General features: G+C 69.5%; 8 protein-coding genes. 1 reads left to right on the plus strand and 7 read right to left on the minus strand.

The window, feature by feature from the left end:
- Positions 1 to 9: 9 nt before the first annotated feature.
- The 6 genes from mobF to ssb all read right to left on the minus strand — a co-directional run bounded on the left by mobF (position 10) and on the right by ssb (position 9,048).
- Positions 10 to 4,212: a MobF family relaxase gene (mobF, locus tag ABZT47_RS28750; protein ID WP_354848664.1), complete on the minus strand. Its 4,203-nt coding sequence runs from the start codon at positions 4,210 to 4,212 to the stop codon at positions 10 to 12.
- 1,163 nt (positions 4,213 to 5,375) lie between these two features.
- On the minus strand, positions 5,376 to 5,705 hold the full coding sequence (locus ABZT47_RS28755; protein WP_354848667.1) for a MazG-like family protein: 330 nt from the start codon (positions 5,703 to 5,705) through the stop codon (positions 5,376 to 5,378).
- A gap of 193 nt (positions 5,706 to 5,898) precedes the next feature.
- Positions 5,899 to 6,099: a hypothetical protein gene (locus ABZT47_RS28760; RefSeq protein ID WP_354848670.1), complete on the minus strand. Its 201-nt coding sequence runs from the start codon at positions 6,097 to 6,099 to the stop codon at positions 5,899 to 5,901.
- A gap of 470 nt (positions 6,100 to 6,569) precedes the next feature.
- Entirely contained in the window at positions 6,570 to 7,547 is a 978-nt protein-coding gene (locus ABZT47_RS28765) for a DUF4192 domain-containing protein (protein ID WP_354848673.1), read from the minus strand.
- A 141-nt stretch (positions 7,548 to 7,688) separates the two neighbouring features.
- Positions 7,689 to 8,072, minus strand: a complete 384-nt coding sequence (locus ABZT47_RS28770) for a hypothetical protein (RefSeq protein ID WP_354848676.1) — start codon at positions 8,070 to 8,072, stop codon at positions 7,689 to 7,691.
- 475 nt (positions 8,073 to 8,547) lie between these two features.
- Positions 8,548 to 9,048: a single-stranded DNA-binding protein gene (ssb, locus tag ABZT47_RS28775; protein WP_354848679.1), complete on the minus strand. Its 501-nt coding sequence runs from the start codon at positions 9,046 to 9,048 to the stop codon at positions 8,548 to 8,550.
- A gap of 97 nt (positions 9,049 to 9,145) precedes the next feature.
- Here ssb and ABZT47_RS28780 point away from each other — a divergent pair, with 97 nt between their 5' ends.
- Positions 9,146 to 9,382 carry a hypothetical protein gene (locus ABZT47_RS28780; RefSeq protein WP_354848682.1) on the plus strand — a complete coding sequence of 79 codons (237 nt, stop codon included), beginning with the start codon at positions 9,146 to 9,148 and terminating at the stop codon, positions 9,380 to 9,382.
- A 227-nt stretch (positions 9,383 to 9,609) separates the two neighbouring features.
- Here the strand turns inward: ABZT47_RS28780 and ABZT47_RS28785 are convergent, their stop codons facing one another.
- Complete coding sequence (locus ABZT47_RS28785) at positions 9,610 to 10,758, minus strand: DUF932 domain-containing protein (RefSeq protein WP_354848685.1); 1,149 nt, start codon at positions 10,756 to 10,758, stop codon at positions 9,610 to 9,612.
- Positions 10,759 to 10,806 lie beyond the last annotated feature (48 nt).

Consider the following 10,806-nt stretch of genomic DNA (forward strand, 5'->3'; position numbering starts at 1 on the left):
CCATGGCGTTCACCGGCCGAGGCGGCGTTCCTGGCGTTGGTCGAGCTGGGGGGCCGGTGCTTGGAGCTGTTGGGATGGCTGAGCGCGGTGGACGTGGCGGCGGCGTTGCTGGGCGCGCTGCTCTTGCCGGCTGCGACGGGCTTGTGCTGCCTGGCTGGACAGGCGAGCCCGCTCTTTGCGGGCCTCGCGTTCGGCGTCCCGTTGCGCTCTTCGTTGGATGGCCGACTCCACTTCCACCGGCTGCGGCTCGGTCGTAGGTGCGCCTTGCGATGGCTCGGCTGCGCGCTGGGCGATGGTCGTCGAAGGGGCGGAGAGGTGGCCGCGTTCGAGGAGGATCTGTCGTAGGTCTTGGGTGTAGACCGGTCGGGTGACGGCGTGGTCGTTGATGCTGTGCCGGTCGCCGAACCAGAGTGCTCCTCGTCGGCGGGCGAGGTCGGTTTGGACGGCGGCCCGGCTGTCATCGGGGAGTGCGAGGTAGGCTTCGGCCGCCTCCTGGAGCTGCGTGGAATTGGGGACGGCGGGCCGTGGTCGTTCCAGGCCGGCGATGGTGCGGGCCGCGACGATGGAGTCGACGGCGTGCCAGTACGCGGAGTGCTCGGGGCCGCCGGGCCCTGGGTAAGAGCCGAGGATTTGGTTCGGATCGTCGGTGGTCACCTTTTGCTGGTCGCGGTAGGCGGCGACGACCCCCAAGTGGCGTTCCCATTGGTGACGTTGGTGCGAATCCGCGGGCGCGCTTCCGAGCGGGGTCGACCATACCGGCCGGGTACTGATGGTGATGCCGGTGAGGTGCCGGACACGTGCGGAGATCAGCTCGTCTGCCTCAGCGACGTAGCGAACGAGCTGGGGGTCGCCCTCACCGATGTAGCGACCGGTGATGAGCCAGGGCAAAAGAGTGGACTCCGGGGCGGCCTGGGGCGGAGCCGGGTGGCTCTCGACATGGTCGCGGATGCGCCACGCGAGCAGACGTCCCGGCGTCTCGGCAGTCAGCAGGTCGTCATCTCGTGCGGTGACGGCGAGGAGGTGCCGGACCGGCCAGCCGCGGGCTTCGGCCTGGGTGAGGGCGGTGACGGCGGAGGGCCATGCGTCGCAGCCGGTGATGGCCTGCGCGAGTGGGCGGGGCAGTGTCTGGTGGGCGAGGTCGGTGTAGGTGTGCTGGGCGAGCAGTGTGGCGGCGTGCTGGCGGCGGGGGACGAGCGTGGCGAGGGAGCGGGCGTCGTCGGCGGCTCGCTGGATGGTCTCGGTGGCGGAGATCTCGTTGCCCTCGCGGCTGATGATGTTGTGCAGGATCTCGCGGGCGGCGTATTGGCGGGCATCGTGGCGGACCCGGTCGAGGCGGTCGTCGGGGTCGTAGGCGAGCAGTTCGTGGGTGACCACGTGCAGGACGGTGCGGTGCCGGGCGCGGGAGAGCACGACGTAGAGGTTCTCTCTGCTCATCTCGGAGGTGATCAGCGGGTGGGCGGTGTCGACGGTGGAGCCTTGGGCGCGGTTGGTGGTCGTGGCGTACAGCAGCTCGACGTTGGCGGCGGCGTAGTCGGCGGGCAGGCGCACGCTGGCGCGGTGTTCCAGGTGCTGGACGGTCAGCGATCCGTCGCGGTGACGGGCCTGGACCGACCAGGCGTCACCGTTCTTCACCCAGTCCTTGCCGCGGTGGACGCGCAGTGTGCGGTCGTTGCGCCGGGTGACGATCCAGTCGCCGGCGCCCGCCCGGTTGCCGTCGTGCAGCGCAATACCCTCGGTCTCGACCTGTCCGGCTTCGATGCGGTCCAGCCGGGCTTGGGCGGCCAGGGCGGTGACGTTCACGCCGGTCGCGGCGGCCATGAGTGTGGTGCGTCCGGCGAGCATGTCGGCCTTCCAGCTCGCGTAGGCCTCCTCGATCATGGCTTGCCGCGATCCGGACCTGATCCGGTTCTGGGCGAGGTAGAAGTCCAGGCCGGTGGAGTCGCCGAGGCGGATTTTCAGGGTCGCTTCGGCTTCGGCGGGGTCGTTGAACCGGTAGAGGGTGGTGAGCTCGACCGCTCCGGCCTCGGTGGCGATAAGGCGTAGTGCGCCGCCGGATTCGACCGCGCCGAGCTGGCGGTGGTCGCCGAGCAGACGCACGACGGCGCCGCGGCTCGCGGCGATCTGGACGAGCTTGTCGAGCGTGAGAGTGCCCGCCATTCCGGCCTCGTCCAGCAGCACCACATCGCCCGGACCGAGCGCGAACATGCGCGCCTGTTCGGGCACCGGTTGCCCTGCCCGGAGCTGGGCGGCGTGACGTCCGCTGGTGTGCTCGTGGACGAACTTGTGCAGGTTCTCAGCACGCACGCCCAACTCTCTGCCCAGGACGTCAGAGGCGGCCGAAGAAGTCGCGAGCGCCACGAGACGTTGCCCGGCCTGCGCCGCGACGTGCGCGTAGGCGCGCATCGCGGTGGTCTTCCCGGCACCGGCCGGGCCCAGCCCCGCCACCACCAGCCGATCATCGGTGGCGAACGTGGTCACAAGCCGGCGCTGACCTGCGTCCAGCGTGACGCCATCGGCGTCGAACGCCCGCAGCGCCGCGGCGACCTGGGCACCGGTAACCTCCACCCAGGTCGAGGTCGTGGCGGCGGCGACCAGGCGCTGCTCGGCGTCCAGGATGAGGCGGCTGGTGAAGCGCGTGGCGGCGTGCTCAACGAACACTGAAGACCCGTCCGAGCGCCGCAGCGGCTCCGGTTCCGTGAGCGGTCCCGCCCGGTCCACCGGTAGGCACAGTGACGGCGACAGGCACGATTCGACGACCCGGGTGACCAGTGCCTGGTGCTGTTCGGGGCCGTCCAGGACAACCTCGGCGCGGACGAGCCGTTCGGCTTCGGCGCGCAGGTTCCACACCGTCCAGGTGGAGCGCATCTGCGAGACACCGGCGACGACCGTGGCGGCCAGAACTGCGATGTCGACATCCGATGCGGCTGCGGATGCGCGCGGCGGGCCGTCCGGGACGGCGCTCATGAGGCGGCCGATGGCGCCAGGCCCGAACCGCTCGGTGAACGACTGCGCCCAGTCGGCGCGCATCTCCTGAAGGGAACGCGGGGTCTTCTTCGCGTCGCGGGTTTCGAGGTTGGCTTGGCGGGCGAGCCGATGGGCGATCTGCCGGTTGGGGTCGTGACCGTGCTCGCGGCGGAACCGGCGCAGGAGCTGCTCGTAGCGGGCCTCGATGTCGGTGCGCCGCGAAGAGAAGAACTCGATGAACTCCAGGCCGATGCCGGTGATCTCCCAGATCGGCTCCCGCTGGTCGCGGGTGTCGGATCGCGCGGTGAAGGTGACCGGGATCCGCCGGCGCAGTTCGGTCTCGAAGGCGGTGTTGTAGAACTCGCTGGCCGCCACGGTGATGCGGTACAGCGCGCGGGCATCCAGGCTGCGCCACTTGCCGTCGACGCCTTGGACCTTGCTGGAGATGGCGACGTGGGTGTGCAGGTTGGGGTCACCGGCCCGGCTGTCGTAGTGGTCGAACATGGCGGCGATCAAGCCGTGCGTCTCGATCTGCGCGAGGCCGCCCTTGCCGGTCCTGGTGAAGGCGGCGTGCTGCTCAAGCATCTCCATCGCCGCGTCGCGGGCGGCTTCATGGGCGTGGCGGACGGCCTGCCGCACGTGCGGGCGCGTATCCAGCGCCCACAGCAGGGCGGCCGACTTGACCGGCGCGAACACGACGTCGAAACCGGCCACGGCGGCCCGCGCGCGCCGCGATTCCTCGGCCTGGACGCGGCTCACCTCGGCCTGGGTGGCCGCCCGGCCGGTCTGCTGCTCGATGACCTCCAGCCGCTTGCCGACCCGGCGGGTGAACTGCTCCAGCGGCTGGTACACCGGGAACCGCGACCCCAGCGTGGCCGCGCGGATCGCCGCGTCCTGGAGTGCGTCGAGCTGCCGCTCGGTCATGTCGGCCCTGAGGTGCTCGGCGAGGTGGCGCTGAATGATGGCGTCGGCACGCGGGTGCATGCCGGCTCCGTACAGGGCCTGCATCTGATCCTCGCTGACCTGCTGACCGTCCAGGCCCAGCAGAGCCGCACCCCGCCCCGTCCACCGGCCTGGGGGGTTGCCTTTGGCCGTGTAGTACTCGGCCGCGGACTGCCCTCGTTCCCACTGCACGTCCCCGCCCGCGACCTGCCGGGTGAGGTAGGTGTAGCCGTCGCCGGCGGTCAGTTTGTGGGTGGTCATCAACGCGACCACCCCGATGATCGTGGGCTTCGCGGGACGCGCCACCACAGGTTACAGCCATCGGACGGACGTGCCCCGGCCGGCTTGCGAACCGGCCCGGATGCACGCGGCGGACGCTCCAGCGTGCCAAGCGGGAAGGCTGCCGAAGACTGTTCGACGGGCGTGCGCTCGGCGCGGCCGCGGGGCTGGGCCGCACTGGCGGCGGGCTGATGCCGCTGGAGGTGCAAGAGGTGTCTTGTTGCCTTCGCTGTGGAGGTGGGCGTCTTCGCCGTACGGGCGGACGAGTGGTGGGGGAGCCGAGGCGGGTGCACGGGCCGGTGCGGGCAGGACGAGAGCGCGCACGCTGGGCCGGCGGAGGGCCGGCGTGCGTGTGCGGGGGGTACAGGGCGGATGCCACAACGGGGTCCTGCCTTGACAACGCTCATATACATCAGTTTAAGGTGGGGCGATGAGTTCGGCCAGCGTGTAAATGATGGTGAGGTGGCTGATTGGGGCAACGGACGACTTCTCGGCGTGCGGCCGCGCTGAGGAAGGCTAGGGAGGCCAAGGCCGCCAGGGACGCCGAACGACTGCTGCGCGAGCGCCGCATCGAAGCGGCGCTCGCGGACTTCTTCGAGTCCTCAAGCCTGGCGGAGCGGATCAGACAGGACGCTGGCCGCAGAGCAGAGAGGATTCTGGCCGATGCCGAGCGCGAGGCGCGTCACGCTGATGCCGCGGCCGGCGCGGCGATTCGGGTGTTGCGTGAGCTGGGTCAGACCAACGCTGATATCGCTGGCCTGTGTGGAGTGAGCGTTCGCCTCGTCAGGAGCATGGCTAACAGTGCATCCGGCGAATTGCCCGACGTGCACGACAATCGGCGATCAAAGGATGACGCGGAAAGCCACGACGGGTACGGTCACGTTGCGGCGGTGCGCGGGCAGGTGAGCGCAGACGGCGGCCCTGTACCCGGTCATCCAGCGGGATTCTTCGCCGCTGGTGGGGAACCCCCCAGTGATATGGGTTCCCCGCATGGCGGGGGGTGGGGAAGCTAGCGTCCGGGGGCGGAGGCGCGTCTCCGCCCCCGACCGTTCACCACGAGGTGCAGAGGTACGCCACAGCGCTGCGCGCGGGCTGAACGCGGCGGTCGGCATGGCCACCGGCGCCTGGGCCGAACGGTAGTCCTCGTCACCCGGAGCTGTTCGCTGATCGGCCCCTGGTGGCGGTGCTGATCAGGTCTTTGAGGTGGATGCCAGCGAGCGGGCAGTCACCGTCGTCACGTGTGTGCGGAGCAGCTGCGAGGCTTCGGGATTGCGGGAGCGGAGCGCGACCATGGCGGTGAGGATGACGTCGCACAGTTCGGCGTCGACGTCCTGCCAGGTGTGGGTGAAGCCCTTGCGGGGGTTCTGGCCGAAGGCGCCGACCACGGCCGCGGCAACCTCGCCGGCCTCCTCGGAGACCTTGAGGATGCGCAAGAGCAGTTCGGTGTCCGTCGCCTGTTTGCTCTCACCGTCTAGCCAGGCTACGAGCTGTTCGACGTTCTGCCAGATGTTGGCGTCCATGACCGCGAGAGTAGCGGGCCCCATTCTGACCAAGGAGACGCAACAGAACAGGAGCGCCTGGTCCGTTCGCCAGCCGCTCCGGGGTGGCGCTCCAGCGCGGGCGGCCGGCTTCGCAGCGGCTTGCGGTGAGCAGGGTAATGCGCAGTCCTGTGGGATGCCGGGCGGAGGCCGCGCCTGCGCCCGGCGCCCACGTTCACCAGCGGGCGGCCATCTCCTCGGGCAGCTCCGTGGCGGAGGTCTTGGCGTTGGCGATCCACGTCGCGATCTCCACGCGCCACGGGTCCTGCTCACCGCAGTCCGTTGCCTGGGCAGCGAGGGCGCGGAGGTCGACGGGAGCGGGGAGCCACGCGGGACGCTCGGCGGTGGCGAAGGTCTGGAGGGTGCGGTGGTTCATGGTCGGGCTCCGTTCCGGGGCGGGAGGGGGAGGGCTCCCGTGCGGTGTTCCTGTGCCTCGACCCCCAAGCGGGCACGGCCGTGTCGCGCAACTTCCACGCCAGGGGTTCCAAGATGTTTCGGACGAAGGAGAAAGATCTTGGAACTCCGGAGCCGACGTCGGCGAAGCACTTGCTTCGCGGAGCTGGCAGCAGGTTGCGCGACGCGGACGGGTCTGCTGCGCTCGTGGCATTGGAATGCCGTGGGGGAGCCCGGCTGACGACCATGCGGTGCCCGGCGCCGCCAGCCGACCGGTGCGGTAACGACGGCCACCATTTCCTGCTTATGCCGTTGGTGCCGCCGAGACAGTGGGGCGTGCTGCATGTGGCGGAACCACGGCCCGGCGCAGAACGACGCCCCGAGCATCGTGGTGAAACGGCAGGCGCGTCTAGGGAGGTGCCGCCTCCTTGGACGCGTCTGCGTGTCCTGTCCTCAGGCGTCGGGCAGCATTTCCAGCATGCCGTCGAAGCGCTCACGCACGGTCTGCGGGGGGAGGCCGTAGCGCAGGCAGTCCTCGATCAGAGCGGCCATCCGGTAGGACGGGGCGACCTCGGCGCATCGCTCGAGGGCGATCTTGGCCAGGGTGCCGTCCCCGTTGATGTAGGCGAGGAAGGCCAGCAGCGCCGCCGGCGCGGCGGCGTACTCGCCGATCGCGCGGCGAGTCGTGTCCTGCCACAACCGCAACTGCTGCTGGGAGTCCAGGGTGAGCAGCCGGGCCCAGGCCTCGTCGCGTACGCGAAGGTGGATAAGGACGATCGACAGTCGCGCCGTCTCCTCGTCGGTGAGCCTGCGGTCCTCACCGATGAGCGAACGGACCAGTTGCAGCCCTTCGTCGAGCAGCAGCCGGGAGGCTGGCCCGTCGCTCAGGAACTCCTGCTGGGCGCGCTCGGTCTCGGCTGCCATCCACACCCGGTCCTCGCCCTCGACCGGTGCCACCATCGCGGCCATCTCCTCGCGGCTGCGGTAGGCGACCAGTCCGGCGAAGGTGGCCTGGGCGGCCAGCTGGGAGGCGTTGATGTCGTAGGGCCGTCCTTCCCTGGGACAGCACTGCGGGTCGGTACACATCAGAGACCACCAGCGGCCGCCGTCCACACGGACCACGTCCTTCACGGCGAGGGTGTCGGCCAGTGTGTCCCACGCCTGGGTCAGCAGCGGGACCGTCATGTCCTCGCTGCCGTAGCCGAGCAGGACCGCGGCCTCGGCGTCGTTACGAACCATGAGGCCACGCATGTGCGCCAGCAGGGCCTTGTAGTGTTCGCGCCTCACCAGATCGAAACGCAACGTGAAACTGCTACCCGGTCCCAAGCCGATGACGACCAGTGAGTCGGTGGGGTGGAAGCCGAGCAGGTACGGCGTGACCGCGACGGCGTTGGACGGGCTGGTGATGACGAGTCTGTGGGAAAGATTCACGGCGAAGTCCTTTACATACCTCGACAGGCAACAGGAGAAGCGAGAACGGCGGGAATCCGGCGGGACGCGCGGCCGGACCGTGCGGGGGAGATGGGGTCCGCGTGCCCCGGGCGACCTCGGCCGCCCGGGGCGAAGGACCGATCAAGCGGCAGAGACGCTCGCGAGGACGGAGTCGGTCTGCTGGGTCTGGACCGAGACGTGGCGGATCTTCTCCAGCGTGAAGACGGCGCTGCCAGAGATCCACTCGCCCTTCTTGTTCTGCCAGGGCTTCTCCACCCGGACGTTGTCGGCGACGATCTCGACGAAGGCGCCGAGGGGGAAGTCGCGGACCAGGCGCTCGGACATCACCGTGTCGTAGGTGACGATCTTGACGCGGGTCTCGGCGGTGGTGGGGATGCCGGCGGAGTTGTAGAAGCGGCGGGTGACCAGGACCCGCAGCTCGCAGCCGACGCCCTCGCGCAGGGAGAAGGTGCGGGGCGCGGTGATGAGGTGGCCGACGATGTGGGCGGACAGCTGGCTGTTCATGGGGTTCCTCCCGGGTCTGCTGCCGGGCGGGCCGGCCGCCGTGGTGGCGGCCTGGGGTTGTCTGCCCCGTCCCGGCAGCAGGCGCCCGCGACGCACGCTCGCCGGGGACGCAACCGGGTGGTCCCGGCCGCCAAGACGTTTTCCGACGAAGGAGGAAAAGATCTGTGGCAGGCCGGGGATGAGCGCAGCGAAAGCCCGGTTGCCGGACACGGCCAGTGCGACGCAGACTGCAAAGCCGGGTCAGGGAGCAGACAGGCCATCGGCACAGGCGGCTGAGTCGCCGTTCACAACCGGCCCCGGTCCCGCGAGCGGCCCTGGCCGTGTCCTGGCGGACGCCTCTCCTCGTCCGTCGTCCTCGTGCGCGCAGCGGACGAGGACGTGCGTCTCGGAGGTGATCATGCACTCGGAAGCGTACGGACGTAGCGCGATTGTCCCTTCCGTGGTGGCTGCGGCCTAGGTATCTGATCGGCTCGACTCAGAACGACGCCGATCCCGCGTCCTGCCCGACGCCGGCAGGGACCGGTGCACTCGCCCACGGATCGGCCGGAGCGGCATTCCAGGAGTTGAGGGAGGGGTGAGGCAGGTCAGCTGCGGGGGCCGCGGTAGTGACACGCTGGGTCTTGGTCATCCTGGCCATGGCGGTGGCCAGGCTGGGGCCGATGTCTTCGGCGTCCAGCTCCACCACCGTTCGGCGTTCACCGTCGGGTGTCTCGTAGGAGCGCTGCTTTAGCCGCCCGCGCACGATGACCTTGTGGCCGCGCTGGAGACTTTCGGCGACGTTCTCGCCTTGCTGTCCCCAGACGTTGCAGGTGATGAACAGGGTGTCGGCGTCCTTCCACTCGCCACTGCTTCGATCGAGGAACCGTGGGGTCGAGGCGAGGCGGACGGTGGCGACGGCTCGCCCTGAAGGGACGAATCGGAGGTCGGGGTCGGCCACCAGGTTGCCGACAACGGTGATGACGGTGTCGTTACTCATGCAGATGCCTTTCGATGTGCTCGGCTGTAGGTAGGGCCAGGTCGCCGCGCTCCGACGGCGCAGAGTCGGGGGCGAAGGAGGTGGCAAGGGGGAGTGGGTGAACGGGGATGCCGTCGAGCAGGAGACGAAGGCGCCTATCGCCTGCTTCGGTGCGCCGGTGAACGTCGACCACGATCGCGTCGCGGTCTTCCCCGGCTTGCGTGCTCAAGGCGGTGGGCCGGCCGGCGTAGAGGAAGACGACGATGTCACCTGCGTCGACATAGATGACCAGTACGCCATCGCGGCGCTCCAGGTGCTGTACCGACATCTCTCCGGCACCGGGCTCAGTCCCTGACGGGACCTCCGGCACGCCGTCGTCGCGCCAGCCCGACGCCTGGTCATTACCTGGGAAACCAGGCCGGCAATCCGGTGGGGAGCATCGAACACCGAACGCCGGACCGGTATGAGAGTGAGGCGTCAATATGCGACTTCCTGTGCGAGGGGAAGAGAAGCCGCCGCCTCCGCCCGGCGGCAGACCAGGGCGGAGGCGGCGACACAGAGGGAACTGAGGCACGCGGCGGATCAGCTGCGGGCGGCGAGCTGGAGGACCTGCAAGGCCCGTGACTCCATCTCGTGCGCGGTGTCGGCGTCGGTGAGGCTCTGGGCCACCGAAGTGACCGCGTGCATCACACCTCCGGCGGTCAGATCGCCGCCCTTGATGAAATGCCCCAGGATCGCGTCCTGGTGCTCCTCGGAGAAGCGCAACTGCTGGGAGACGATCTGGATCGTCTCAGCGGGACGGACGATCGGGACGCCGGCCTTGGCCTCCATCGTCGTGACGATCTTCTGCACGTAGGCGGGGGTGAGGAAGCGGCGGACGGCATCGGTGGTCTTGGCGGTGATGAGTTCGAGGTTCTTGCGGTGGGTCCGTCCGCTCCAGTCGATGACGCCTTCGTCGAGCTTGCCGCCCAGGTGCACAGCCCGGTGGGCGTCGGCGGTGATGGTGTACCCGTTGTCGCAGACCCGGACGACCAGGCGCGGGGTGATGGCGGCGGCTCCGCATCCGGTCTCGGAGTTGGTGATGACGAACCCGCCCCAGATCACCGGGTTGGCCGCGCCTTCGGCGCCGGTGAACGGGCTGCGGTAGCCCTCCAGCAGCCTCGGTGCAATGACCTCGACGGCCGGGGAGAAGACCCGCACGTACATCCGCTGCTCGGTCAGATCGCACCCCTGGACCTGAATCGGGACTCCGGCCTGCTCCACGCCGTCCAAGGCCGCGGTGAGCACGTCCAGGTGGTCCACCCGCTTGTAGGAGTCCGACAGTAGCGCCCGCGCGACTCCAGGGCCGTTGCCCGATCCGCGGAAGGCGCGGACCAGAAACTTCTGATCACGCGGAAGCCGGTCCAGCCAGCCGTTGACATTGGTGTCCCACAAGTCGACGGCCTCACTGCGGCATCGCCGCAGGTACGGAAGATTGATCTTCAGCTTCTCCGCGATGCCCTTCTCGCACGTGACCGTCGGCCGATAGGCACCGTCGGTGCTGGTTACACCGGTCGAGGTCAGGATGGGCTCGGCGCCGGAGATGAGCAGGCGGCCGCGGTCGGCTCGCAGCGCCGTGGGCGGGGTGACGATGTCGACCTTGCGGCCCTGCTGGTCGCGCAGCAGCGCCACCAAGTCCTGCAGGTCAGCATGCCGAGTGGTCAGTTCCTCGGCTGGAGCGGGCGTGGTCATGGGTTGAGGTCCCTTCCGGTCCGGGGGAGGAGCGGAGGGTCCGCCCTC

The organism is Sphaerisporangium sp. NPDC005289, assembly GCF_040607455.1.
GTDB classification, from domain to species: Bacteria; Actinomycetota; Actinomycetes; order Streptosporangiales; family Streptosporangiaceae; genus Sphaerisporangium; species Sphaerisporangium rhizosphaerae.